Origin of the sequence: Pseudomonas paraversuta, from assembly GCF_904067025.1 — a bacterium.
Lineage (GTDB): Bacteria > Pseudomonadota > Gammaproteobacteria > Pseudomonadales > Pseudomonadaceae > Aquipseudomonas > Aquipseudomonas paraversuta.
The window spans coordinates 3928896-3955090 of the sequence record NZ_CAJFDA010000001.1; the positions used below are offsets into that span (position 1 = coordinate 3928896).

Sequence of the window (26195 nt, forward strand, 5' to 3'; positions counted from 1 at the left end):
TTCATGGCTGGCTGATGCCATAAACCACAGGTTCTCACAGGAGCCCCTTATGAATGAACAACAGATTCTGCTGGCGTTGGGAGGAATCGGCATCGCCGCCCTGGGCTCTCAGTGGCTGGCCTGGCGCCTGAAACTGCCAGCCATCCTGTTTTTGCTCCTGACCGGGATTCTCGTAGGGCCCGTTCTGGGCTGGCTTGATCCGCAAGAGCTGTTCGGCCCTCTGCTGATGCCTCTGGTTTCGCTGTCAGTGGCGCTGATCCTGTTTGAAGGCAGCCTGACCCTGCACCTGTCCGAATGGGGCGAAATAGGCAGCGTAGTGCGCCGCCTGGTTACCATCGGGGCCCTCTCGACCTGGGCGGTGATTACCCTGGCCACGCATTGGCTGCTGGGCTTTGACTGGCTGCTGGCGCTGCTGTTCGGCACCCTGACACTGGTTACCGGGCCAACGGTGATTGTGCCCATGCTGCGCGTGGTGCGACCCAAGGCATCGATCGCCAATATCCTGCGCTGGGAAGGCATTGTCATCGACCCCATTGGCGCGTTACTGGCAGTGGTGGTGTACAGCTTCATCATTACCCGCGCTTCAGGCGAAGGCCTGAGCCACAGCCTGCTGACCTTTGGCGGAGTGATTGTGTGCGGCAGCCTGTTTGGCATCGTGGGCGGCTGGGTCATGGGGCATATCCTGCGCCGGCAATGGCTGCCCGAATACCTGCACAGCCTGGCCACACTGGCGACAGTGCTGGCCATATTCATTGCCTCCAATACGGTGATGCATGAGTCAGGACTGATGGCCGTCACGCTGATGGGCATATGGATGGCCAATATGAAGGGCGTTGATGTACGCAACATTCTGCACTTCAAGGAAAACCTGAGTATTTTCCTGATTTCGGGCCTGTTCATTTTGCTGGCGGCACGCCTGGATCTGCATGCCATGATCGCGCTGGGGCCCGTGGTGCTGGTGTTGCTGCTGATCATTCAATTCATTGCTCGCCCGCTGAACGTACTGCTATCGACTTTCGGCTCAAAACTCAACTGGCGTGAGCGCACGCTACTGGCCTGGATCGCACCGCGGGGCATTGTTGCGGCGGCGGTGTCGGCCATTTTTGCAATTCGCCTGGATCAGGCCGGACATGAAGGGGCGCTGTTGCTGGTGCCACTGACGTTTGCCGTGATCATTGGCACCGTTGTGCTGCAGAGTGCTACCGCTCGCCCCCTGGCACGCCTGCTCAAGGTCGCCGAGCCAGCCCCCAGCGGCTTTCTGATCGTCGGCGCCAACGGTCCGGCCCGGGCCATTGGCAAAGCCCTGCAACAACTGGGCAGTCGCGTATTGCTGACCGACTCCAACTGGGAAAATATCCGCGCAGCGCGCATGGAGAACCTGCCGACCTACTTTGGCAACCCGGCCTCGCAACACGCCGAGGTGCATCTGGACCTGGTGGGCCTCGGGCACCTGCTTGCGCTGTCGCCATCGGGTGAGCTCAATACCCTGGCCGCAATCCGCTTTCGCCATGAATTTGGCCCCAGGCGCCTGTATACATTGGCCAGTGGTCAGGAAATCCGCCGCACCGACAAACATCGCGCCAGTCATGAGCATCGCGGGCAATCACTGGGCAACCCGGTCCTGACCTATACCCAACTGGCCAGTGAACTGCACAACGGTGCCGAGATATACAGCACTCAGCTGACTGAAAACTTCACTTGGGAGGATTACCAGGCCCTGCATGGCGAGCGCGCCACACTGCTGTTTGCCCGCGACCACAACAGTTGGGTGCATGTGGTGACGCCAGACAGCGATTTGAAGCCGGGAGCCGGCTGGACGCTATTGGCCTTGATCAGGCAGGACGCCTAGCCTGTTGGAGCCAGGCTGGCTCCAACCTGTGTTGGTTATTACTCGCCTTGCCGGGCAAAGCCTGGCAATACCGGTACCGGGCGCTTGTCATCATCAATGGCAACAAAGCTGAACAGGCCCTGGATCGCCAGCTCGCGACCATCACAGCTCATGCTTTCGACATACACCTCAACCTCAACCTTGAGGCTGGTATTGCCGACTTTAACCACACGCCCGATCAGCTCGACTATGCAGCCGGCCGCAATCGGGTGGTTGAAGTCGATCCGGTCGGTGGACACAGTCACCAGCGGCAAACGGCAGAAACGGGTCGCGGCGATAAACGAGACCTCGTCCATCCAGGCCAGTGCAGTGCCGCCGAACAAGGTGTTGTGATGATTGGTGGTGGACGGGAATACCGCTTTAGTAATACGGGTTACGGACAATTCGGTACGACGTTGAATCTCTTGCTCACGCGAAGCCATGATTTTACTACCTGCAACCAAACAAAAAACTGACAAATTTCAGGCACAAAAAAGCAGCCCGAAGGCTGCTTTTTTCTGCATCGGGAAGCTGGACTTAAGCCAGTTTTTCCTTGATGCGAGCTGCTTTACCGGACAGGTCACGCAGGTAGTACAGCTTGGCTTTACGAACGTCACCGCGACGCTTGACTGCCATGCTGTCGATTTGCGGGCTGTAGGTCTGGAAAGTACGCTCTACGCCAACACCGTTGGAGATTTTACGAACAGTGAAAGCACTGTTCACGCCACGGTTACGCTTGGCAATCACTACACCTTCGAAAGCTTGCAGACGCGAACGATCGCCTTCCTTCACTTTCACCTGAACGACAATGGTGTCGCCCGGGGCAAAAGGAGGGATCTCTTTAGTCATCTGCTCTGCTTCGAGTGCAAGGATGATTTTGTTAGTCATGCTGTGCTCCTAAGGTAGATCGTCTGATCTACCATCGATACGTTGTTAACTATCGTCCCGCTCGCGGATATATTCCTCGAGCAGCTTCTTCTCTTCTCCAGAAAGCGAGCGGCTTTCCAGAAGATCGGCGCGTCGTTCAAAGGTCCGCCCAAGGGACTGCTGTAAACGCCAACGCCGGATATGTGCATGATTGCCACTAAGCAATACGTCGGGAACACGCTGATCCGCATACACCTCCGGTCGGGTGTAGTGCGGGCAATCCAGCAAACCATCCGTGAAGGAATCTTCCTCCGCGGAGTCCGCATGCCCTAAAGCTCCAGGCAGCAGTCGTGTAACCGCATCAATCAGAACCATCGCCGGCAGCTCGCCACCGGAAAGTACATAGTCACCAATCGACCACTCTTCATCGACATAAGCATCTATAAAACGCTCGTCAATGCCTTCATAGCGACCTGCAATGAGGATTAATGCTTCCTCATTCGCCAGTTCGCGTACCGCCGACTGATTCAGTTGACGGCCTTGGGGCGACAGGTAAATTACCTTCGCCGCCTCTCCGGCTGCTTCTCTGGCCTGAACCAGTGCATCTTCCAGAGGCTTGATCTTCATCACCATGCCCGGACCACCGCCAAATGGGCGATCGTCCACAGTGTGATGCCGGTCCGTTGTGTAGTCACGCGGGTTCCAACAGGTGAGCTGCAACAGCCCTTGTTTCACCGCACGACTAGTGATGCCGTAGTCGCTGATGGCGGAAAACATTTCGGGAAACAAACTGATCACTTCTACGCGCAATTTAGCCACGCTTAGAAGTCCGCATCCCAATCCACCTTCATCTCGCCAGCTTCCAGGTCGATGCTCAACACACATTGCTCTGTATAGGGCAACAAGCGATCACGATCATCCAGGCTGCCTGGGCAAGGTTTGACTTCCATGACATCGTTCGAGCCAGTTTCCATCAGATCAACAACCTTGCCGAGCAATTGCCCTTCGAGGTTGGTCACTTTAAGACCCTGCAGCTGGTACCAGTAGTACTCGCCATCGGTCAGTTCAGGAAACAGGTTGCGTGGCACGCAGATCTCGAATTCGCGCAGAAGACCAGCTTCGTCACGATCATCAAGACCTTTGAGCTTCACGACCAGAAACTTGCCGTTATGAGAACGGCCACTGACCAGCTCTGCCTGTCGTACTTCATTACCGCGCCGAAGCGTCAGCTTTTTGTAGTCCAACAGGTTATCAATTGGATCCGTAAAGGAATAAACCTTCACTTCGCCGCGAACGCCATGAATTGAATAAATTTTGCCGATAACGATCAAATCATCAGCAAGATCAGGCGTCACGCTCATATTGCTCAGGCCGCAGCCTTAGCGTTTTCTTTCACAAGCTGAGCAACGCGCTCAGACATTTGTGCACCAACACCCAACCAGTAGGCGAGGCGGTCTTCTTTAATGGAGAAACGAACTTCCTGACCACGGGCAACCGGGTTGAAGAAGCCAATTTGTTCCTTGTGGGAACCGTCACGTGGGTTACGGCTATCGGTAACGGTCAAGTGGTAAAACGGGCGCTTTTTGGAGCCGCCAAGGGCAAGACGGATTGTTAGCATGTGAACATCGTTCCTGTAGTCGGTGCTGCAAATCTAAATGCACAGCGGGCATAGGTGCCCGAAAGGCCGCATATTCTAAGGAATATCCGGACTTTTGCAAATGTCTTTTTCTGGCGCCTAGTCGACATGCCATAAAGATTTGCTATAAGGCCGCCACGAATGGCGACAGGTCGGCTCCCGCACGTGCGGGTTTGCCGGGTATCTCGCATCACTGCGAGTCGCCCAAGCGCGAGCGCTCAGGCAGGTAATTTACATTTTCGGCATGCCACCACCAGGCATCATGGAGCCCATGCCGCGCATCATTTTGGCCATTCCGCCTTTTGCGGAGAACTTCTTCATCATTTTCTGCATCTGCTTGTGCTGCTTGATCAAGCGACCGATGTCCTGCACCTGGGTGCCGGAACCCATGGCAATACGACGTTTGCGCGAACCACTGATCAGGTCAGGGTCACGGCGCTCGGCCGGAGTCATGGAGTTGATGATGGCTTCCATTTGCTTGAACTGCTTTTCTGCCGCGCCCTGGGCGTTGCCCATTTGCGCCAGATTCACGCCACCCATGTTCGGCAGCTTGTCCATGAGGCCGCCAAGGCCGCCCATGTTCTTCATCTGTTGCAGCTGATCGCGGAAGTCTTCGAGATCGAAGCCCTTACCTTTCTTGAGTTTCTTCGCCAGTTTGTCGGCTTTGTCTTTATCGAGGGTCTGTTCGGCCTGTTCGATAAGGCTGAGCACGTCGCCCATGCCCAGAATGCGCGAAGCGATACGATCCGGGTGGAACGGTTCCAGAGCGTCGCTCTTCTCGCCCATACCGATGAACTTGATCGGCTTGCCGGTGATCGAGCGCACGGACAATGCCGCACCGCCACGGGCATCGCCGTCAACCTTGGTCAGGATCACACCGGTCAGCGGCAGCGCATCGCCAAAGGCCTTGGCCGTATTGGCGGCATCCTGGCCGGTCATGGCGTCGACCACAAACAGGGTTTCTGCCGGCTTGACGGCGCCGTGCAGTTCCTGGATTTCGGTCATCATCTCGGCGTCGATATGCAAACGACCCGCGGTATCGACAATGACTACATCAATGAACTTGAGCTTGGCTTCAGCAATGGCCGCCAGCGCGATGGCCACCGGCTTCTGGCTGATATCGGACGGGAAGAACGTAACCCCCACTTCCGCCGCCAGGGTTTCCAGCTGCTTGATTGCCGCAGGACGATAAACGTCGACCGAGACCACCATCACTGTTTTCTTTTTGCGCTCTTTAAGGAAGCGCGCCAGCTTGCCGGCGGTGGTGGTTTTACCCGCACCTTGCAAACCGGCCATCAAAACTACTGCAGGCGGCGTGACATTGAGGACCAGGTCCTCGTTGGCAGCACCCATCAGGCTTTCAAGCTCGGCCTGGACGATCTTCACAAACGCCTGGCCCGGCGTCAGGCTGCGCGACACTTCAGTGCCGACAGCGCGCTCTTTGACCGCGTTGACGAAGTCCTTGACCACTGGCAAAGCCACGTCGGCTTCCAGCAACGCCATGCGCACTTCACGCAGGGTGTCTTTGATGTTGTCCTCGGTCAGCTTGGCCTTGCCGGTAACATGGCGCAGCGTCTGCGAGAGACGATCGGTTAAATTTTCAAACATGCGCGATCCTTTCAGGCCCAAAGTAGACCGGGGTTATTGCGGCCCAGCCCGTGTAAAACTGATGCTCGGCGAGCCTGCGGCGTGGGCAGGTCGCGGATTATAGCGAAGACTGGCCGCATACGACACCTTGCCGTCGGCTTATGTAGTCTTTCGTGCATGGGCGGTTGTATGCCAAACTCAGCCCTTTCGGGCTTGCCTAACAGGATTTATGCTCCCCTTGTCACCGAGTTTGCTACCCAGCCTCGCCGCCGCCTGTTTATATGCCGCTGCGACCCTCTATCAAGGCACTTGCCTGCGCCAAGGCGCAAAGGCGAACAAACGCCTGTTGGTGACACTCGGCATTCTCGCCGTAATCGCCCACGCCATGAGCCTGTTCACCCACCTGATGACCCCGGCGGGTCTTGAACTGGACTTCTTCAGTGCTGCCAGCCTGATTGCCGCAGCAGTCATTGGCGTAACGCTGGTGGCATGTGTCCGGATCCCCGTCGAGAACCTGTTGCTGCTTCTATACCCGCTGGGAATGCTCACGGTGCTGCTGTCGCAGTTCGCCCCGCCCGGTACGGTTCAGGTAATAGATGAAGAACCCGGCATCCTCGCCCACATCCTGTTATCGCTCCTGGCCTATGGCATGTTCACCATCGCGGTGTTTCAGGCGTTGCTGCTGACCCTGCAGAACTACCAGCTCAAGAACAAGCACCCCAAAGGCCTGATCAAGAACTTCCCGCCCCTGCAAACCATGGAAAGCCTGCTGTTCGGCTTCCTGTGGGCCGGCTGGTCGCTGCTGTCACTGTCATTGATCTCCGGCTGGATGTTTTTGGGCAATCTATTTGCCCAGCATCTGGTCCATAAAACCTTGCTGGCCTGCCTGGCATGGATCGTATTCAGCGTACTTCTGCTGGGGCGTCACCACCTCGGCTGGCGCGGACACAAAGCCATACGCTGGACGTTTGCCGGTTTCTGCCTGCTGATGCTGGCCTACTTTGGCAGCAAGCTGGTTCGTGAATACATTCTGCATATCTGACGGGCGATGATTATGGATAGCTTGCCCCCCGGGCCGATGCTGGCAGTTCTGGCATTTTTGATCGCAGCAGCCGGGCTGTTCGCCGGTTTTCTATGGGGCACAAACAACAGGAAGGTCCTTCGTGCCGAGGTGCCGCAGACGCGCCACACACCTGCCCAGCAAGACGACGAACTCTCCGCCAGCCGGCCGCAACTGCTCTCCGGCATCCATGCGCTGGACAACATCACGGTCAACGACATCCTGATCCCGCGCAGCGAAGTCGAAGGCCTGAACCTCGACGACTCCATCGAAGATCTGATCGAGCAACTGCGCCAGACCAAGCGCACACGCCTGCCGGTGTTTCATAACGACATCAACCAGGTCGAAGCCATCCTCAATACCCGCCACGTCCAGCACCTGCTGACGGATGCCAGCCTCACCAAGGAAGCGCTGCTGGCCGTCTGCACCGAGCCCTACTTCGTTCCTGAAAGCACGCCCCTGCAACTGCAGCTGCTCAACTTCCACAAGCAACAACGCCGACTGGGCGTCGTGGTCGATGAGTACGGAGAAGTACTGGGAATCGTGACCCTGGAAGACATCCTCGAAGAGATTGTCAGTGAGTTCGAGGACGAGCAAAACATCGATAACCCGCTGATCGATCCCCTGCCCGACGGACGCTTTGTGGTTGATGGCGCAGTCTCGGTCCGCGAACTGAACAAGGCCCTGGGCTGGCACCTGCCTTGCGACGGTCCGAAAACCCTTAACGGGCTGGTCACCGAAGCACTGGAAACCATTCCCGAAACCACTGTTTGCCTGAAGATCGGCCGCTATCGCCTGGAAATTCTCGAAACCGAAGAAAACCGCGTCAGCCGCGTACTGATCTGGCACAACAGCGTCAAACCCGCGGTTTAATCGCCGCGTAAGGTCTTGTTACATTCGAACAGGCCTCCCTATAATCATTTCCGCTTACACCCCGCTTGCGGGGTAAAGCCAGTCGATTAAAACACCGCATATCTTCAGTGGGAGCTGGCTGAGCAGTTCCCACCGGTTTATCTCCCCGCTTGAGACTGCGCTCGCCTGACTGACTGGCATTTGCCCCCACTGGCCAAACGACCATAAAAAACGCTCTGCCCTGTCCGCCGCCAAGGCTGATAAAGGTCAACGAGCTTATAACTGTCAGGGATATGCGCATGACCACCAGCACCACCTACAGCGAAGCCTCGCCCGAGAAGCCGGCCAACTCCACAGCCCGTGTCGCTACAGCCAGCTTTATTGGCACCGCCATCGAGTTCTACGACTTTTATGTGTATGCCACCGCCGCCGCGCTGGTTATCGGCCCGGTCTTTTTCCCGCAGACATCCGGCACAGCACAGATGCTGTCGGCGTTCCTGACCTTCGGCATAGCCTTTCTCGCACGCCCGCTGGGTTCATTTCTGTTTGGCCATTTCGGTGACCGGGTAGGACGCAAGTCCACCCTCGTCGCTTCCCTGCTGTTGATGGGGGTGTGTACCACCCTGATCGGCGTTTTGCCGGGCTACGCCACCATTGGCGCCTGGGCACCGATCCTGCTCTGCGTGCTGCGCTTTGGCCAAGGGCTTGGGCTCGGCGGGGAATGGGGCGGCGCAGCTTTGCTGGCCACCGAAAACGCCCCCAAAGGCAAGCGCGCCTGGTTCGGCATGTTTCCGCAACTGGGTCCGTCGATTGGTTTTCTCGCAGCCAACGGCCTGTTTCTGGCACTGGCCTTGACCCTGAGTGATGAACAGTTCCGCTCCTGGGGCTGGCGCATCCCGTTCCTGCTGAGTGCCGCCCTGGTGATGGTCGGCCTGTATGTGCGTCTCAAACTGGAAGAAACACCGGTCTTCGCCAAGGCCGTAGCCCAGCACGAACGGGTGAAGATGCCGATCGTCGAGCTCTTCAGCCAGTACTGGGCACCCATGCTGCTGGGCGCTGCGTCGATGGTGGTGTGTTATGCACTGTTCTACATCTCGACCGTATTTTCACTCAGCTATGGCGTTTCGACATTGGGCTACACCCGAGAAACGTTCCTCGGCCTGCTGTGCTTTGCCGTGCTGTTCATGGCCGCGGCCACCCCACTGTCAGCCCTGGCCAGCGACCGTTACGGACGTAAACCGGTATTGATTGTCGGCGGCATACTGGCAGTTTTGTCCGGGTTTCTGATGGAGCCATTGCTCACCCATGGCACGACCTGGGGGGTGGCACTGTTTCTGTGCATCGAGCTGTTCTTGATGGGGGTGACCTTTGCTCCGATGGGAGCCCTGCTGCCTGAACTGTTTCCCACCCGCGTGCGCTATACCGGCGCATCGGCGGCCTACAACCTGGGGGGCATTGTCGGCGCCTCGGCCGCACCGTTCTTCGCCCAGAAACTGGTGAGCATGGGCGGTCTGAGCTGGGTTGGCGGCTATGTATCAGGCGCAGCGGTGCTCAGCCTGATCGCTGTACTGTGCTTGAAGGAAACCAGAGAGGCAGACCTGAACAAGGTCATCTAAACCTGTAGGAGCGAGCTTGCTCGCGAGCTGTACAACAAGCTCGCTCCTACAACAGGTTGTTGCGGGGGGGTTATAGCTCTACGACAACCGCCTTGGACGAACGGGTCGCTTTGGCCCGTGCCGCTTCAATCGACTCATCCCGGGCCAGTGCCACGCCCATGCGGCGCTGGCCATTGACCTCGGGCTTGCCGAACAGACGCAAGGCGGTATCCGGCTCGCTCAGGGCCGCTCCCAGGTTGGAGAACGCGGTGCGGGTCGACTGCCCTTCCACCAGAATCACTGCCGATGCCGAGGGTCCGAACTGACGGATCAACGGGATCGGCAACCCCAGAATCGCCCGCGCATGCAGCGCGAACTGCGACAAATCCTGCGAAATCAGGGTCACCAGACCTGTGTCATGGGGGCGCGGCGAAACTTCGCTGAACCACACTTGATCGCCCTTGATGAACAGCTCGACTCCAAACAGACCACGGCCACCCAGCGCCTCGGTAACGGCCTTGGCCACACGCTCAGACTCAGCCAGTGCAATCGGGCTCATGGCCTGGGGCTGCCAGGACTCCTGGTAATCGCCCTTCTCCTGGCGGTGACCAACCGGAGCGCAGAACGTGGTGCCGCCGATATGGCGTACGGTGAGCAAGGTGATTTCGTAATCGAAGTCGATAAAGCCCTCGATGATGACCCGGCCCTTGCCCGCCCGTCCGCCTTCCTGAGCGTAGTCCCAGGCGGTTTTCACATCGTCGGCACTGCGCAGCAGGCTCTGGCCTTTACCCGACGAGCTCATGACCGGCTTGACCACACACGGGAAACCGAGATCCTGCACCGCTTTGCTGTAATCCTCGAAGGTGTCGGCAAAGTGGTACGGCGAAGTTGGCAGGTCCAGCTCTTCAGCCGCCAGACGGCGAATGCCTTCGCGGTTCATGGTCAGCGAGGTCGCACGGGCCGTAGGGATCACGGTAAAGCCTTCAGCTTCCAGCTCGACCAGGGTCGCAGTGGCGATGGCTTCGATTTCCGGAACGATAAAATGCGGCTTTTCCAGCTCGATCACGGCACGCAGGGCAGCACCGTCCAGCATGTTGATCACGTGGCTACGGTGCGCCACCTGCATGGCCGGGGCGTTGGCGTAGCGATCGACAGCGATGACTTCGACCCCCAGACGCTGCAATTCGATGACGACTTCCTTGCCTAGCTCGCCGCAGCCACACAACATTACGCGGGTCGCGGTAGGCGACAGTGGAGTTCCGATACGGGTCATTTCAGGTCCTCAAGGAAGCAAATCATCGAAGGCGCTCGCAACGCTTGCGCCTGCTGGGAAGAAAGGCCGGCATTTTACATGATCCGCGAGCGCTCAGCGGCTTTGCGCAGACGCCAGGCCATGGCCAGCCATACGCAGGTGACACCGGCGAACTTGGAGGCCATGGCAGTGAGGATCACGCCCGGGGTAAAGGCGTCGATCATGCCGAAAAAGATAAAGGTATCAAGGGGGATGCTCAGCGCAGAGCTGATCCACAACCGGTCATGCAACGGGCGCTTGGTGATGGAGAACACCAGCCAGTCAATACACTCCGATACAGCGAACGCGGTAGCGCTGGCCAGGGCAATAGAGGGATCAGAGGTGACGTACGACAGCACCAGCGCCGCCAGCATGGCCAGAATGGCGCCGTGGCCGAAGCGGATTTGCACCATGTCCCGCAGCACGAACACCAGCCCGCCCCAGGCCGACCAGATGATATCGAGGTGCGGCGCCGTCGAAAACGCGTAGTTGATCAGCACGACGCTGGCGATATAAGCGATTAGAAACAACATGGGACCTGGTGATACCTCTGAATAAGGCGCACAGGGTACTTGAGTCATGCCTGATTTTGTAGCGTGTACACCGAGGCTGGACAGTTCGACCGCGGGAGCCGGCTTGCCGGGGATTTACAGCCCCGCAGTCAGCCTCGAAGTGCCCATTGCCTGCATCCCGGGCAAGCCAGCGCCCACAGGGTATATCGCAGCCTGCGGCAGGGACTACAGGCTGCCCACCGTCCACACCATGCCACTGGATTTCGCGCGTTCATGACACAACGCCAGCACCTCACGGCGCTCAGGATTGGTCATGCGGCTCCAACGGGTAATTTCGGCCACCGAACGCTGGCAGCCGGTGCACAGATCATCGTCGTCCAGCGCGCAAATATTCACGCAGGGTGAGGCCACCGGGCGTTCTGTATCACTCATTATTCTTGCACCTGCAAGTCACGGGCATAACGCTGGCCGTTGTGCACATAGTGCGCCGCACTGGCTTCCAGCAGTTTTTTCTGCTCGTCGGTGAGGTCGCGCACCACTTTGCCGGGCGAGCCCATGACCAGCGAACCATCGGGGATTTCCTTGCCCTCACCGATCAGCGAATTGGCGCCGATGATGCAATGCTTGCCGATTTTTGCGCCATTGAGGATCACCGCGTTGATACCGATCAGGCTGTAGTCACCCACAGTGCAGCCATGCAGCATGGCGTTATGGCCAATGGTCACGCCGGTGCCCAGGGTCAATGGGTAGCCCATGTCGGTGTGCATGACGGCGCCATCCTGCACGTTGCTGTTTTTACCGATCAGGATCAGTTCGTTGTCGCCACGCAACACAGCGTTAAACCAGACGCTGGCACCCTCTTGCAGCCGTACCTTGCCGATCAGGGTGGCGTTGGGGGCCGTCCAGCTGTCGGGATGGGTTTCGACGAGCGAGTCGCCCAAGCGATATTTCATGGGAGTGTCCTCAAGGCTGAGCGGCTGTCTGCTGACAGCTCTAAATATTGATAAAGCGTTCAGGCGGAGTATGCAGGCTGATATTGACGTCGTCGTAGAGCAGGTTCATCAGCTCGACGATCATGATCGCCGTCAGCCCCCAGATCTTGTACACGCCAAAACGGTAACTCGGCACATACCAGCTGCGGCCCTGGTAATCGATGCGGTGGGTATGCTCGCGCGGGTCCTGGCGGAAGAACTCCAGCGGCACGCTGAACACCGCAGCGATCTCGGCATCGTTGGCCAGATACTCAACGTAGTCAGGTACCAGTCCGACATAGGGGGTTACGCGAATACCGTGCAACGAGATCAAGGGGCTGAGGGGACCGATCACCTCCACCAGGCCCGGCGGCAGGCCGATCTCTTCTTCGGCCTCACGCAGAGCGGTAAAGATCAGATCCGGGTCTTCAGGATCGCGCCGCCCGCCTGGGAAAGCCACCTCACCACCATGGGTCGACAGCCCGCTGGCACGCAGGGTCAGAATCAGTTCGGGTTCAGCACTGCGCGTCACCGGCAGCAATACTGCCGCCTCGGGAAAATGCCGATCTGTTTCCAGAGTCCGTGGGGTATAGCGGCTCACACGGCCAAGCAGCTCGTCCAGCATAGGTCATCTCGATCCGTCACTTATCGGGCATCATGCACCAAATCGCACCGGGCACCCAAGCCCCGCAGTGTCGCAGCAACCACCGCGGCACTTGCCGCCAGCCCGACTCAGCCTCAAGATAAGCGCCTTATCAGAGAACCCAGCATGAAATTTTGCAGCCAGTGCGGTCATTCTGTCAGCCAGCATATCCCACAAGGCGATTCGCGCCTGCGCTATGTCTGCGACCACTGCCAGACCATTCATTATCAGAACCCCAATATTGTTGCCGGGTGCCTGCCCACCTGGGGCACTCAGGTGCTTCTGTGCCGACGCGCCATCGAGCCGCGCAAAGGGTACTGGACACTGCCTGCCGGCTTTATGGAAAACGGCGAGACCGTTGAACAGGCCGCTCGCCGCGAAACCCTCGAGGAAGCCTGTGCCAAGGTCGAAAACCTGGCTATCTATACCCTGATCGATGTACCCCACATCAACCAGGTACATGTGTTCTACCGCGCCGAACTGCTGACACCGGACTTTGCCGCAGGTGAAGAAAGCCTTGAAGTGCGGCTTTTCGATGAAGCCGACATCCCTTGGTCAGAGCTGGCTTTTCGCACGGTCAGCCGTACCTTAGAATGCTTTTTCGCCGACCGCCCGGGTAACCTCTACCCCGTACGCAGCGAGGCCGTGGCGCCTCTGGCCGGCCTGACCAAACCCCAACAATAATGTTGTTTGCCGTGTAATTCAGGAATATCCCTCTAATGCGTTGGTTGCTCGCTGCCCTCTGCCTGTCGTTTGCTGTTACTTGCCAAGCTTCCGTTGTCATTACCGTGAATGGCAAACCCGTCGATAAAAATCAGGTCCTCAAACCGGCCCAGTCAACACAGACGATCAAAGCCGGGCAAAAAATCGAAAAAATCCTGGTGCTCAAGTCGGCCCGCAAGCTGCAGCTGATCAGCGATGGCAAACCGATCAAGAGCTACCGCATTTCATTGGGCAAACAACCCAAGGGGCCAAAACTGCAGGAGGGCGACAAACGCACCCCGGAGGGCCTTTACTGGGTCGACTGGCGCAAAAAAAGCGACAAGTTCAACCTGGCGATGCATATCAACTACCCCAACGTCAGTGACGCGGCCCAAGCCCGGCGCCAAGGCCTGAACCCCGGGTCGATGATCATGATCCACGGTACGCCGGACTCCGAAGAGAATCCCGAAGAGCTGTTCCATACCCTGGACTGGACCGATGGCTGTATCGCGATGAAAAACTACGAAATGCGTGAAGTCTGGAGCCTGGTCAAGGACGGCACTCTGGTTGAAATCCGGCCTTAAGCAAAAATAAATTACCTTTTGTCCCCGTTACGCCCTCCCGCCTACTCCTAATACCTTTACCTGTCGCCGGGCCCGAACGGGCCCGCAGCATCTCGGCGCCTTCAGCGCACTCCTAATACCACTTAAACACCAAATAAAATCTCAACGGCCAAACACCCTGTTTTCGGCGGGAAACGCGCCTGAGCATGCGTTGACTTGGTATTGAAGTGGTATTACTTTCGCGCCATTACCGGGCGACAAAACTCCAATAACCGCATCGGATCCACCACCATGAACAGCCCTATGACCACCCTCGCCGACCTGCGCCCGGATGACCGTCTGGCCACGCCGTTGTACCTGCAACTGGCCCGCAACCTGGAGTCCGCGATCCATGCCGGGGTCTGGAAAGCCGAGCAGGCGCTGCCTTCGGAGCGCAGCCTGAGCGAACAACTGGGCCTGTCTCGCGTCACGGCCCGCAAAGCCCTGGAAATTCTCTTCGAACAAGGCCTGATCCGCCGCAGCCAGGGCTCCGGAACCTTCATCACCCCGCGCCTTGAGCAACCCTTGTCGCGGCTGTCCAGTTTCAGCGAAATGCTCCGGCTCAAGGGCTTCGTACCTGGCTCTCAGTGGTTACAGCGGGAAATCACCCAGCCGACCCATGAAGAGCTGATCCGCCTGGCGCTGTCCCCCACGGATAAAGTCGCGCGCCTCAAGCGCCTGCGCAAAGCCGATGACACGGTCATGGCCATCGAAATGAGCGCCCTGCCCGCTTCCCTGATCCCGCAGCCGCAGGTGCTTGGCGACTCGCTGTACGAGTATCTGGACAGCATCGGCAAACCGGTGGTCCGCGCCCTGCAACATATTCAGGCGATCAACGCCAGCGCAGAGTTTGCCGCCCTGGTGGGGATCGAACCCGGGGCCGCCATGCTGCTGATGACCCGGGTCGGCTACCTCGAAGACAACACCCCCATCGAAGTCACCGATACCTACTGCCGTAACGATTTCTACGATTTTGTGGCCGAACTGCGCCGCTGACCCGACAACACGCCCGGAGGGCTGTACATGTCCGAAGACAACATCCTCACGCCCCAAGGCTGGGTCCGCGGCCGCCTGCTGCACGAGAACGGCAAAGTCCTCGGCATCCAGGGCAGCCCTTGTGACCCGGCCGACAACGACTTGCCTTACCTGCTGCCCGGTTTTATCGACCTGCATGTGCACGGCGGCGGCGGCAAAGACATCATGCAAGGCGCACCGGCCTTCGACACCATCGCCCGCACCCACTTGCGCTTCGGCACCACGGCAATGCTGGCCACCACCATGACCGCGCCGAATCACGAGATCAGCCGCGTGCTCGGTGCCCTCGGCGAGTTTTGTCAGCAACGGCCGGCCGGCTGCGCCCGGGTACTGGGGGTGCATCTCGAAGGTCCGTTTATCAACCCCGGCAAACTCGGCGCTCAACCCAACTTCGCCCATACCGCGCTGATGGCCGAAGTCGAGGACTACCTGAGTCTGGCGCCGATCAAAGTCATCACCATCGCGCCTGAAATCGCCGGCCATATCGAATTGATCGGCGCCCTGAGCGCCCGGGGCATTCGCATGCAGCTGGGGCATACCCTGGGCAGTTATGAAGAAGGCGTGGCCGCACTGGATGCGGGCGCCACCAGCTTCACCCATTTGTATAACGCCATGAGCCCGCTGCATCACCGCGAGCCCGGCATTCTGGGTGCCGCCCTGGCCCATGCGCGTTTTGCCGAACTGATCCCCGACTTGCTCCACGTGCATCCCGGCGCCATTCGCGCAGCCTTGCGTGCGATTCCGTGCCTGTATTGCGTCACCGACTCCACTGCAGCCACCGGCATGCCCGATGGCGAGTACCAACTGGGCAGCCACACCGTCACCAAATGCCTGGGCGGCGTACGCCTGGCAGACGGCACGCTGGCGGGCAGCACGCTGACCATGGATCAGGCACTGCGCAACCTGGTGAAAATCGGCCTGCCACTGGCCGAAGCCTCGCAACGCCTGTCGCAGTACCCGGCCGACTACCTCGGCATTACCGAACGCGGGCGTTTGCAGCCCGGTAGCTGGGCCGACTGCGTGCGCCTGGACCGTTCATTGAATCTCACCGCTGTCATGGTCGAAGGGGAAGCACTTGTCTTCTAACAAGCCGTCAAAAATGCTGGAAGAGGCCCGGTCCGCGAGCGAAGCGGTGGAACGTCAACTATTCAACCTGGAGTCGCGCCTGATCGACCTTGCCCGCGACCTGCGGGCCAGCCCGCCCGACGTAGCCATGACCCTGGCCCGTGGCAGCTCCGACCATGCCGCCAGTTACTTTGCCTACCTGACCATGCAGCATGTGGGCGTGCCCGTGGCGTCGTTGCCGATGTCAGTGGTGACCTTGCGCCAGTCCCCGCTGCGGGTGCAGGGCCAGGCGGTATTTGCCTTTTCCCAGTCCGGCCAGAGCCCCGACATCATCGACAGCCTGAGCCTGTTGCGCGAACGCGGGGCACTGAGCGTGGCGCTGGTGAATGCCGAAAACACACCACTGGAAGCCGCCTGCGCCTACAGCTTGCCCTTGTGTGCCGGCGCCGAAATCAGCGTCGCAGCCACTAAAAGCTTTATCGCCACCTTGAGTGCCAGTGCCCGCCTGGTTGCGCACTGGGCCAATGATAAAGCCCTGCTTGAAGCCGGCCACCTGCTGCCCGCCGACTTGCGCGACGCCTGCACCCAGGACTGGAGCAAAGCCATCGAGACCCTGCGCGATGCCCAGCGATTGCTGGTGATCGGCCGGGGCGCGGGCTTTGCCATCGCCCAGGAAGCCGCGCTCAAATTCAAGGAAACCTCGACCCTGCAGGCCGAAGCCTTCAGCAGTGCCGAAGTGCGCCACGGCCCTATGGCCCTGATCGAAGAAGACTACCCGTTGCTGATTTTCGCTCCTCGGGGTGTGGAACAGGCGGGCTTGCTGACCCTGGCCCGTGACATGCGCCAGCGCGGCGCCCGGGTGCTGCTGGCGGCCCCGGATGATGTGGCCGAGCGCGACCTGACGTTGAGCCAGGCGGCACACCCGGATCTGGACCCGATCCTGGCCATTCAAAGTTTCTACGTGATGGCTGCCGGTCTGGCCGAGGCCCGGGGGCTGGACCCGGATCAGCCACGGTTCCTGAGCAAAGTGACCCGTACCCACTGAGTTGTCTTCCCCCGCAGGTTTAATGAGTATCGCGCCATGCACAATAATAAAAAGCTCACCCTCAGTGCGCCGCTCAGCGGGCCGATCATCAAACTCGCCCTGGTGCCGGATGAAGTATTTTCCAGCGGCGTAATGGGCGACGGGATTGCCATCGACCCATTGAACGACTGTTTGTATGCGCCCTGTGACGGGGTGATCGTGCACGTGGCCAAGACCGCCCATGCCCTGACCCTGCGTGCCGATAATGGCGCCGAGGTGCTTTTGCATGTGGGGCTGGACACCTTTGATCTACAGGGCGAAGGTTTTCAACTGCTGGTGGAAAACGGCGAGCAGATCAGCAACGGCCAGCCCCTGGTACGCTTCGACCCCGATTACATCGCCCAGCGCTGCACCAGCCTGATCAGCCTGCTGGTGCTGACCAATGGCGATCGGTTCGCGCTGCAACTGCTGCAACACGACACCGCCGTGGCCGGCGAGCCACTGCTGCAGATAGCCGCGCGCCAGATCGAGGCCGCCGTTACCGCGACCGACAGTTCTCAGGGGCAGGCCCAAGGCAGCGTGCGCATAACTCACCACGGTGGCCTGCATGCGCGTCCGGCTGCGCTGATACGGCAAACAGCACTGGGTTTCAAAAGCACTTGCCGGCTGCACATCGGCGCCAATTCGGCTCCGTGCGACAGTATTGTCCGGCTGCTGGCCCTGGGCATCAGCGAGCACGATGAAGTTCAAGTCAGCTGTGCCGGCGAGGATGCCGACGCCGCGCTGCAGGCCATTCTGGCCGCACTGGCCAAAGATCAGGTCAGACCGGCCGCCGCCACGCTGAAAGTGCTGCCGGCCGTCGATCGCCCCATCAATCAAGAAGGACAATTGAACGGAGTGAGTGCGGCCCCCGGCCTGGCCAGTGGTGCGCTGTATTTTTTAAGCACCGTGCAACTGCCACCCGACCTCGGCAATCACCTCCCCGAGGAGCAAATGCAGGCGCTGCATTCGGCGCTGGAGCAGGTGCGCGCCGAGATCCGCCGGACCCTGATCCAGGCCCGGGCCGAGGGTAACCTCGACGAAGAAGCCATTTTCGACACTCACCTGGCCTTGCTCGAAGACAGCGAGCTGCTGCAGGCCAGCCACGGCGCCATCGCCCATGGCCGCAATGCGGCCCACGCCTGGAGTGATGCGATCGAGCAGCAATGCGCGATTCTGCAGCAACTGGGCAATACCCTGCTGGCTGAACGCTCCAACGACTTGCACGACCTGCAACAACGGGTTCTCAGAGCATTACTGGGGGAAAGTGCCCAGTGCCAGGTGCCGCCCGGAGCCATTGTTGCCGCACACGAGCTGACCCCTTCCGACCTGCTGATGCTCAGCGCGCAGCAAGTTGCCGGTTTATGCATGGCCGCAGGGGGGGCCACCTCCCATGTCGCGATTCTGGCCCGGGGCAAAGGCCTGCCTTGCCTGGTGGCCCTGGGCTCAGGGTTGCTGGACTTGCCGGCCGGACAACAGGTGATTCTCGACGCCGACAGCGCCCGCCTGGAACTGAGCCCCGGCGCCGAACGCATCGAACAGGTGCAAAACAGCATTCTCGCCCGTCAGCAACGCTTTGCCCGGCAGCAATTGCACGCCCACGAACCGGCAGTGACCGGTGACGGCCTGCAGATCGAAATTGCCGCCAACGTTGCCTCCAGCCACGAAGCGGCCGGCGCCCATGCCGATGGCGCAGATGGCGTCGGACTGCTGCGCACCGAGTTCCTGTTTGTCGATCGCAGCACTGCTCCCAATGAACAGGAGCAGATTGCGGCCTACCAGGGCGTGGTCGATGCGATGGGTGACAAGCCGGTGATCATTCGCACCATTGATGTGGGCGGCGACAAGCAACTTGATTATCTGCCGCTGCCCGCCGAAGCCAATCCGGTATTGGGCCTGCGCGGCATCCGCCTGGCACAGATGCATCCGCACATCCTCGATCAGCAACTGCGCGCCCTGCTGCAGGTCAGCCCGGTACAACGCTGCCGCATCTTGTTGCCAATGATCACCGAGGTCGACGAGCTGCTGCATATCCGCCGTCGCCTGGAGGCCTTGCGCGGTGAAATGGGCCTGAGCCAGCGCCCGGAACTGGGGGTGATGATTGAAGTGCCGGCAGCGGCCCTGATGGCAGAACAATTGGCCGAGCACGCGGACTTTCTGTCCATCGGCACCAACGACCTGTCGCAGTACACCCTGGCCATGGACCGCGACCATGCAGGGCTGGCCTCACGGGTCGATGCCCTGCATCCGGCGCTGCTGCGCCTGATCGCCCATACCTGTGCCGGTGCGGCAAAGCACGGACGCTGGGTAGGCGTATGCGGTGCACTGGCCAGCGACCCTCTGGCCACCCCGGTGCTGATCGGCCTGGGGGTTCGCGAGCTGTCGGTCAGCCCGCTGCAAATCGGTGAAATCAAGGCCAGGGTCCGCCAGCTGGACGCCGGAATGTGTCAAACACTGAGCCAGAAACTGCTGAACATGAGCAACGCAAAATCTGTACGCGAGGCCTGTCATCAGTACTGGCCGCTTTCCGACTGACAACAACAAAAACAACGACGGAGAATTTCTCATGTATCAATACTTCATCGAAGGTCTGCAGCGGCTTGGCCGGGCGTTGATGCTGCCGATTGCGATTTTGCCCATTGCCGGGCTGCTACTGCGGCTGGGCGACACCGACTTGCTCAACATCGCAATCATCCACGACGCCGGCAACACGATTTTCGCCAACCTGGCGCTGATCTTCGCCATCGGCATTGCCGTGGGTTTTGCCCGCGACAACAACGGTACTGCGGGCCTGGCCGGGGCCATCGGTTATCTGGTGCTGATCTCGACCCTCAAGGCCCTGGACCCCCATATCAACATGGGCATGCTCGCCGGGATCGTCAGCGGCCTGATGGCCGGGGCGCTGTACAACCGCTTCAAGGACATCAAACTGCCGGAATACCTGGCGTTTTTTGGCGGCCGGCGTTTTGTGCCGATCGTCACCGGGTTTGCCGCCGTAGCCCTGGGGGCCCTGTTCGGCCTGATCTGGCCACCGATTCAGGAAGGCATCAATAGCCTGGGTGTGTTGCTGCTCGAAAGCGGCAGCCTGGGGGCGTTCATTTTTGGCGTGTTGAACCGCATCCTGATCGTCACCGGGCTGCACCATATCCTTAACAATATGGCGTGGTTCGTGTTCGGCAGCTTTACCACCGATGCCGGGCAAGTGGTGACCGGCGACCTGACCCGATACTTCGCGGGCGACCCCAAGGGCGGCCAATTCATGACCGGCATGTTCCCGGTGATGATGTTTGGCCTGCCGGCTGCGTGCCTGGCGATGTACCGCAATGCGTTGCCGGAGCGGCGCAAACTGATGGGCGGGATTTTCCTGTCACTGGCGCTGACCGCGTTTTTGACCGGCGTCACCGAACCCATCGAATTTGCTTTCATGTTCCTCGCGCCCTTCCTCTATCTGTTGCATGCGTTGCTGACCGGGCTGTCGATGGCCATCACCAACCTGCTGAATATCCATTTGGGCTTCACCTTTTCCGGTGGTGCCATCGATATGCTGCTGGGCTGGGGCAAGTCCACCAATGGCTGGATGATCTTTCCCGTCGGGCTGGTCTACTTCGCCATTTATTACCTGGTGTTTGATTACTGCATCCGCCGCTTCAAACTCAAAACCCCGGGCCGTGAAGACAACCCGGTGGCAGAAACCGCCGACCTCACCGAGAACCAGCGGGCCGATGGCTATATCCAGGCGTTGGGTGGCCCGGACAATCTGCTCACCGTCGGCGCCTGCACCACGCGCCTGCGCCTGGAGCTGGCCGATCGCAACAAGGCTCAGGACAGCGAACTCAAGGCGCTGGGCGCCATGGGTGTGATGCGCCCCGGCCGCGCGGGCAGCCTGCAAGTAGTGGTCGGGCCGATGGCCGACAGCATTGCCGATGAAATACGTTTGGCGCTAACCCGGGTCAGCCGTTCGCCCGCCGTCAGCAAGGCTCAAGCCCCTGCGGTGGAACCGGCGCACGAGGTCGGGCACGAGGCCGCCAACAAATGGCTGGGCGCGCTGGGCGGCAGCAGTAATGTATTGCACGTCGAGTGCGTAGCGCTCACCCGCTTGCGGATCAAGCTGGGAGACCAGCGTTCGTTGTCGCAGAGCCAGCTCAAGGCACTGGGCAGCCAGGGCATCAGCCAGCACGCCGATGGCGTTTGGCATGTATTGGTGGGGGAACAGGCGCAGGGGTTGAGCGAAGCGCTGGCGCGATTGATCAGGCCAGATCACGCACGCTGAACGAACTGTAGGAGCGAGCTTGCCTCACGATGGTCTCAATGCGTTCTCTCAGAAACCGCGCATTGTTTGCATCGCGAGGCAAGCTCGCTCCTACAGGTTGGTGTTTGGGGGTTACAAGTCCGCCAGTCGCCACACTTCATAAGCGGGCGTCTCATAGGGGTGACTGTGCTTGAGCGCAGCCACCACCCCATGGATCAGATCATCGGCAACGACCAGCTCAACTTTCCATTCCCCGACATATTCGACCTGACCGGTTTGCCCGATAAACGGCTGACTGCCGTCCAGCGCGCAAAACTGGCCCTGGCCCAATACCTGCCAGGCGCAGTGGTCATAGTTGCCGATCCGTCCGCCACCGGCAGCGAATACAGCATCCTTGACCACTTCGACATGGCTTGGAGGAACGAAGAAGCTGAGCTTGTACATGCCCTTAGTCGACCCACACGCGCGCGTTACGGAACATGCGCAACCAAGGCGCATCTTCGTTCCACTCTTCAGGACGCCACGAGTTCTGCACGGCGCGGAATACCCGCTCCGGGTGCGGCATCATGATAGTCACACGGCCGTCACGGCTGGTGAGACCGGTAATCCCGCGCGGCGAGCCGTTCGGGTTGGCCGGGTAGCTCTCGGTAACCTTGCCGTGGTTGTCGACGAAGCGCAGTGCCACGCAACCCGACAGATCGGCTTGCAGCAGGGCTTCAGGGCTGGCGAACTCGGCATGGCCTTCACCGTGGGCGATGGCGATTGGCATGCGCGAACCGGCCATACCCTGCAGGAAGATCGAGTTCGACTCCTGTACCTGAACCATTGCCACCCGGGCTTCGAACTGCTCGGAACGGTTACGCACAAAGTGCGGCCAGAACTCGCTGCCCGGGACCAGTTCGCTGAGGTTGGACATCATCTGGCAACCGTTGCAAACACCCAGGGTGAAGCTGTCGGTACGTTCGAAGAAGCCCTGGAACGCATCACGTGCACGGGCGTTGAACAGGGCCGACTTGGCCCAGCCTTCACCGGCACCCAGTACGTCACCGTAGGAGAAGCCACCACACGCAACCATGCCCTTGAAGTCATTGAGGTCGACACGGCCGGCCAGAATGTCGCTCATGTGCACATCGACCGCGTTGAAACCGGCACGGTCGAACGCCGCCGCCATTTCAACCTGGCCGTTGACGCCCTGCTCGCGCAGTACGGCAACCTGTGGGCGAATGCCTTTCTTGATATACGGCGCACTGATGTTGGCGTTGACATCAAAGCTCAGCTGAACGCTCAGGCCCGGATTGTCTTCTTCCAGCAGCACGTCGAACTCTTGCTGGGCGCAGTCTGCGTTGTCACGCATACGCTGGATCTGGTAGCTGGTTTCAGCCCACTGACGTTGCAGCAGAGGGCGCTGACCGGCGAAAACGGTCTCGCCATTGAAGGTGATCGTGACGTCTGCACAATTGCGCGGCTGACCGATTACCGACACGCACTCACCCAGGCCGGCGGCGCTGAATTGTGCGAGTACGTCAGCAGTAGAGTCCTGACGCACCTGGACCACTGCACCCAACTCTTCGTTGAACAGGATGGCCGGAATGTCGGCAGCGGTTTCAGCCAGGCCGTCGAGTGCCAGGTTGACACCGCAGTGACCGGCGAACGCCATTTCCATCACGCTGGTCAGCAAACCACCGTCGGAACGGTCATGGTAAGCCAGCAGGTGGCCATCGGCATTCAAGCCCTGGATCACGGCGAAGAAGGCCTTGAGGTCTTCTGCGTCATCCACGTCCGGGGCGTGTTTACCGAGCTTGCCGTACGTCTGGGCCAGGATCGAGGCGCCCATGCGGTTCTGGCCACGGCCCAGGTCGATCAGGATCAGATCGGTCAGGCCCTTGTCCATGCGCAGCACCGGGGTCATGGTCTGACGCACATCGAGCACCGGAGCAAAACCGGTTACTACCAGCGACAGCGGCGAGGTGACAGTCTTGTCAGTGCCCTCTTCGCTCCAGCGGGTTTGCATCGACATCGAGTCTTTGCCCACTGGAATGGTGATGCCCAGCTCAGGGCACAGCTCCATGCCGACCGCTTTTACGGTGTCGTACAGACGGGCGTCTTCGCCGGGGTGACCCGCCGCTGACATCCAGTTGGCCGACAGTTTGATGTCGCTGATCTTGCCAATCCGCGAAGCCGCGATGTTGGTCAGGGTTTCGCCGATGGCCATACGGCCCGATGCCGGAGCATCCAGCAGTGCCAGCGGAGTACGCTCGCCCATGGCCATGGCTTCACCGGTGTATACGTCAAAGCTGGTGGCGGTGACCGCAACGTCAGCAACCGGTACTTGCCACGGACCGACCATCTGGTCACGGGCTACCAGGCCGGTAATGGTCCGGTCGCCGATGGTGATCAGGAAGCTTTTGCTGGCCACGGCCGGGTGATGCAGTACGCGCTCGACACACTCGCCGATGGCCAGCGTGGACGGGTCGAAGTCATCCCCCAGTTCGGCTTCACGGACGGCCGAACGGTGCATGCGCGGTGCCTTGCCCAGCAACACTTCCAGTGGCATGTCCACCGGGTTGTTGCCGAAGTGGCTATCGGTAACCGTCAGCTGCGGTTCGGCAGTGGCTTCACCGACCACGGCAAACGGGCAACGCTCACGTTCGCAGATCGCTTTGAAGCGCTCGAAATCGGCAACGCCCACCGCCATTACATAGCGTTCCTGGGATTCGTTGCTCCAGATTTCGTGCGGGGCCATGCCCGGCTCGTCGTTGGGAATATTGCGCAGTTCGAAACGACCGCCACGCTCACCGTCGTTGACCAGTTCCGGGAAGGCATTGGACAGACCGCCCGCGCCCACGTCGTGGATGAAGCTGATGGGGTTTTTGTCGCCCAGTTGCCAGCAACGGTCGATGACCTCTTGGCAACGGCGTTCCATTTCCGGGTTTTCGCGCTGTACCGAAGCGAAGTCCAGATCGGCCGAGCTCGCGCCGGTGGCCATGGAGGAAGCTGCACCGCCACCCAGGCCGATCAGCATTGCCGGGCCGCCCAGCACGATCAGCTTGGAGCCAACGGTGATTTCGGCTTTCTGTACGTGTTCGGCGCGGATGTTGCCCATGCCGCCGGCCAACATGATTGGCTTGTGGTAACCGCGCACTTCTTCGCCACGGGGAGTCGTGATCGACTGCTCGAAGGTACGGAAGTAACCGGTCAGGGCCGGACGGCCGAATTCGTTGTTGAACGCGGCGCCGCCCAGCGGGCCTTCGATCATGATGTCCAGCGCGGTAACGATACGCTCGGGTTTGCCGTACGGCACTTCCCATGGCTGTTCAAAGCCCGGGATTTGCAGGTTGGAAACGGTAAAGCCGGTGAGGCCGGCCTTTGGCTTGGCGCCACGACCGGTAGCACCTTCGTCACGGATCTCGCCACCGGAGCCGGTCGCCGCGCCCGGGAACGGGGCAATGGCGGTCGGGTGGTTATGGGTCTCAACCTTCATCAAAATATGCACCGGCTCCTGCACCGCGCCGTACTGGCGGGTTTCAGGGTCCGGGAAGAAACGCCCTGCCACGCTGCCGACGATGACCGAAGCGTTGTCCTTATAAGCCGACAACACGCCTTCGCTGTGCATCACGTAGGTGTTTTTGATCATGCCAAACAGGCTTTTATCCTGGCTTTGGCCGTCAATGTCCCAGCTGGCATTGAAGATCTTGTGACGGCAATGCTCGGAGTTGGCCTGGGCGAACATCATCAGTTCGATGTCGTGCGGGTTGCGGCCAAGACCGTTGAACGCATTGACCAGGTAATCGATTTCGTCTTCAGCCAGAGCCAGGCCCAGCTCGACGTTGGCTTTTTCCAGCGCGGCGCGACCGCCGCCCAGCACGTCAATCGCTGTCAGCGGCTTGGGCTCGGCATGGCTGAACAGACCGCAAGCCTGCTCAAGGTTGCCCAGCACGATTTGCGTCATGCGGTCATGCAGTGCCGCTGCAATCAGCTCTGCATCAGCGTCGCTGAACTGACCGGCCACGTAAAACGCAATGCCACGCTCCAGGCGCTGGACTTTAGCCAGGCCACAGTTACGGGCAATGTCGCTGGCCTTACTCGACCAAGGGGAAATGGTGCCGAACCGCGGCAACACCAGGAACAGTCGGCCACTGGGCTCTTGGACCGGCACACTAGGGCCGTACTTCAAGAGACGAGCCAGGACCTGCTGTTCATCGCTGGTCAGCTCACCGGTAACATCGGCGAAGTGGGCGAATTCAGCATACAAACCAGTGACAGCCGGAACCTTCAGGCTCAGTTGTGCAAGGAGTTTGCTGTGGCGAAAGGCAGAAAGGGCAGGAGCGCCGCGCAGGATCAACATCTTCGGGACAGCCTCGGGAGGGGTATGCTTTGAGGCCCGGCATTCTAGCCTAAACCGGCGCTAACGGCACCCGAAACGGCACACCTGACGTGCGCCAAAGGCCGTTAACCGACCAAAGCCTTATTCTTTATAGCTATCAGAGCGTTTGTGGATGGGCGGTCATGATCTTTAAACAGCCCCCGACACCCCATTCCATAAGGGTTTTGTCGTTTTTGGCAGCTGTTATCAGAATGACCGTAAATTGTCGAGATAT

General features: G+C 59.8%; 23 protein-coding genes and 1 pseudogene. 11 read left to right on the forward strand and 13 right to left on the reverse strand.

Annotated features, from left to right (window positions below):
• Nucleotides 1-49: 49 nt before the first annotated feature.
• Nucleotides 50-1849, forward strand: coding sequence for a cation:proton antiporter (locus tag JQ848_RS17840; protein ID WP_010655981.1), 1800 nt, complete (start codon nucleotides 50-52; stop codon nucleotides 1847-1849).
• A gap of 38 nt (nucleotides 1850-1887) precedes the next feature.
• Here the strand turns inward: JQ848_RS17840 and JQ848_RS17845 are convergent, their stop codons facing one another.
• The 6 genes from JQ848_RS17845 to ffh all read right to left on the reverse strand — a co-directional run bounded on the left by JQ848_RS17845 (nucleotide 1888) and on the right by ffh (nucleotide 5978).
• Complete coding sequence (locus tag JQ848_RS17845) at nucleotides 1888-2310, reverse strand: acyl-CoA thioesterase (protein ID WP_003440275.1); 423 nt, start codon at nucleotides 2308-2310, stop codon at nucleotides 1888-1890.
• 94 nt (nucleotides 2311-2404) lie between these two features.
• Nucleotides 2405-2755 (reverse strand): 50S ribosomal protein L19, encoded by a 351-nt coding sequence (gene rplS / locus JQ848_RS17850; protein WP_003440273.1) that lies wholly within the window; start codon nucleotides 2753-2755, stop codon nucleotides 2405-2407.
• Between the two features lie 45 nt (nucleotides 2756-2800).
• On the reverse strand, nucleotides 2801-3553 hold the full coding sequence (gene trmD / locus JQ848_RS17855) for a tRNA (guanosine(37)-N1)-methyltransferase TrmD (RefSeq protein ID WP_003440270.1): 753 nt from the start codon (nucleotides 3551-3553) through the stop codon (nucleotides 2801-2803).
• A gap of 2 nt (nucleotides 3554-3555) precedes the next feature.
• Entirely contained in the window at nucleotides 3556-4095 is a 540-nt protein-coding gene (rimM, locus tag JQ848_RS17860; protein WP_003440264.1) for a ribosome maturation factor RimM, read from the reverse strand.
• A 5-nt stretch (nucleotides 4096-4100) separates the two neighbouring features.
• Nucleotides 4101-4352, reverse strand: coding sequence for a 30S ribosomal protein S16 (gene rpsP / locus JQ848_RS17865; protein ID WP_003440261.1), 252 nt, complete (start codon nucleotides 4350-4352; stop codon nucleotides 4101-4103).
• Nucleotides 4353-4601: 249 nt separating this feature from the next.
• Entirely contained in the window at nucleotides 4602-5978 is a 1377-nt protein-coding gene (ffh, locus tag JQ848_RS17870) for a signal recognition particle protein (protein WP_003440242.1), read from the reverse strand.
• A gap of 208 nt (nucleotides 5979-6186) precedes the next feature.
• Here ffh and JQ848_RS17875 point away from each other — a divergent pair, with 208 nt between their 5' ends.
• From JQ848_RS17875 to JQ848_RS17885, 3 genes and pseudogenes are all read left to right on the forward strand, one after another.
• Nucleotides 6187-6999 carry a cytochrome C assembly family protein gene (locus JQ848_RS17875; RefSeq protein WP_003440240.1) on the forward strand — a complete coding sequence of 271 codons (813 nt, stop codon included), beginning with the start codon at nucleotides 6187-6189 and terminating at the stop codon, nucleotides 6997-6999.
• Nucleotides 7000-7200: 201 nt separating this feature from the next.
• A pseudogene (locus tag JQ848_RS17880) lies at nucleotides 7201-7890 on the forward strand (transporter associated domain-containing protein); the annotation flags it as partial.
• A gap of 278 nt (nucleotides 7891-8168) precedes the next feature.
• Nucleotides 8169-9485 carry an MFS transporter gene (locus JQ848_RS17885; RefSeq protein WP_003440231.1) on the forward strand — a complete coding sequence of 439 codons (1317 nt, stop codon included), beginning with the start codon at nucleotides 8169-8171 and terminating at the stop codon, nucleotides 9483-9485.
• Between the two features lie 70 nt (nucleotides 9486-9555).
• Here JQ848_RS17885 and purT read toward each other — a convergent pair whose 3' ends face one another.
• The 5 genes from purT to JQ848_RS17910 all read right to left on the reverse strand — a co-directional run bounded on the left by purT (nucleotide 9556) and on the right by JQ848_RS17910 (nucleotide 12863).
• Nucleotides 9556-10737: a formate-dependent phosphoribosylglycinamide formyltransferase gene (purT, locus tag JQ848_RS17890; protein ID WP_003440230.1), complete on the reverse strand. Its 1182-nt coding sequence runs from the start codon at nucleotides 10735-10737 to the stop codon at nucleotides 9556-9558.
• Between the two features lie 74 nt (nucleotides 10738-10811).
• Nucleotides 10812-11288, reverse strand: a complete 477-nt coding sequence (locus JQ848_RS17895; RefSeq protein ID WP_003440227.1) for a 7-cyano-7-deazaguanine/7-aminomethyl-7-deazaguanine transporter — start codon at nucleotides 11286-11288, stop codon at nucleotides 10812-10814.
• 204 nt (nucleotides 11289-11492) lie between these two features.
• Nucleotides 11493-11699 carry a DUF1289 domain-containing protein gene (locus tag JQ848_RS17900; RefSeq protein WP_003440224.1) on the reverse strand — a complete coding sequence of 69 codons (207 nt, stop codon included), beginning with the start codon at nucleotides 11697-11699 and terminating at the stop codon, nucleotides 11493-11495.
• Entirely contained in the window at nucleotides 11699-12220 is a 522-nt protein-coding gene (locus JQ848_RS17905) for a gamma carbonic anhydrase family protein (RefSeq protein ID WP_003440222.1), read from the reverse strand. Before JQ848_RS17905 ends, JQ848_RS17900 begins: the two co-directional genes overlap by 1 nt.
• Nucleotides 12221-12260: 40 nt before the next feature.
• On the reverse strand, nucleotides 12261-12863 hold the full coding sequence (locus JQ848_RS17910) for a CoA pyrophosphatase (protein WP_003440220.1): 603 nt from the start codon (nucleotides 12861-12863) through the stop codon (nucleotides 12261-12263).
• A gap of 144 nt (nucleotides 12864-13007) precedes the next feature.
• Between JQ848_RS17910 and JQ848_RS17915 the strand changes: the two genes are divergently transcribed.
• The 7 genes from JQ848_RS17915 (at nucleotide 13008) to nagE (ending at nucleotide 21618) form a co-directional block, all read left to right on the forward strand.
• Complete coding sequence (locus JQ848_RS17915; RefSeq protein ID WP_003440217.1) at nucleotides 13008-13565, forward strand: NUDIX hydrolase; 558 nt, start codon at nucleotides 13008-13010, stop codon at nucleotides 13563-13565.
• Nucleotides 13566-13600: 35 nt separating this feature from the next.
• The gene (locus tag JQ848_RS17920; protein WP_003440216.1) at nucleotides 13601-14167 is read left to right on the forward strand and encodes a L,D-transpeptidase family protein; all 567 of its coding nucleotides are present in this window, start codon (nucleotides 13601-13603) and stop codon (nucleotides 14165-14167) included.
• Nucleotides 14168-14449: 282 nt separating this feature from the next.
• Complete coding sequence (locus JQ848_RS17925) at nucleotides 14450-15181, forward strand: GntR family transcriptional regulator (RefSeq protein WP_003440215.1); 732 nt, start codon at nucleotides 14450-14452, stop codon at nucleotides 15179-15181.
• A 27-nt stretch (nucleotides 15182-15208) separates the two neighbouring features.
• Nucleotides 15209-16306 carry an N-acetylglucosamine-6-phosphate deacetylase gene (nagA, locus tag JQ848_RS17930; RefSeq protein WP_003440214.1) on the forward strand — a complete coding sequence of 366 codons (1098 nt, stop codon included), beginning with the start codon at nucleotides 15209-15211 and terminating at the stop codon, nucleotides 16304-16306.
• Between the two features lie 13 nt (nucleotides 16307-16319).
• Nucleotides 16320-17330, forward strand: coding sequence for an SIS domain-containing protein (locus JQ848_RS17935; RefSeq protein WP_160628436.1), 1011 nt, complete (start codon nucleotides 16320-16322; stop codon nucleotides 17328-17330).
• A 36-nt stretch (nucleotides 17331-17366) separates the two neighbouring features.
• Nucleotides 17367-19883: a phosphoenolpyruvate--protein phosphotransferase gene (gene ptsP, locus JQ848_RS17940; RefSeq protein WP_202210992.1), complete on the forward strand. Its 2517-nt coding sequence runs from the start codon at nucleotides 17367-17369 to the stop codon at nucleotides 19881-19883.
• A 31-nt stretch (nucleotides 19884-19914) separates the two neighbouring features.
• The gene (gene nagE / locus JQ848_RS17945) at nucleotides 19915-21618 is read left to right on the forward strand and encodes an N-acetylglucosamine-specific PTS transporter subunit IIBC (RefSeq protein WP_202210993.1); all 1704 of its coding nucleotides are present in this window, start codon (nucleotides 19915-19917) and stop codon (nucleotides 21616-21618) included.
• Nucleotides 21619-21729: 111 nt separating this feature from the next.
• Here the strand turns inward: nagE and JQ848_RS17950 are convergent, their stop codons facing one another.
• The gene (locus tag JQ848_RS17950) at nucleotides 21730-22041 is read right to left on the reverse strand and encodes a YqfO family protein (RefSeq protein ID WP_003440210.1); all 312 of its coding nucleotides are present in this window, start codon (nucleotides 22039-22041) and stop codon (nucleotides 21730-21732) included.
• 4 nt (nucleotides 22042-22045) lie between these two features.
• Entirely contained in the window at nucleotides 22046-25942 is a 3897-nt protein-coding gene (gene purL / locus JQ848_RS17955) for a phosphoribosylformylglycinamidine synthase (protein ID WP_010655988.1), read from the reverse strand.
• Between the last annotated feature and the right edge of the window lie 253 nt (nucleotides 25943-26195).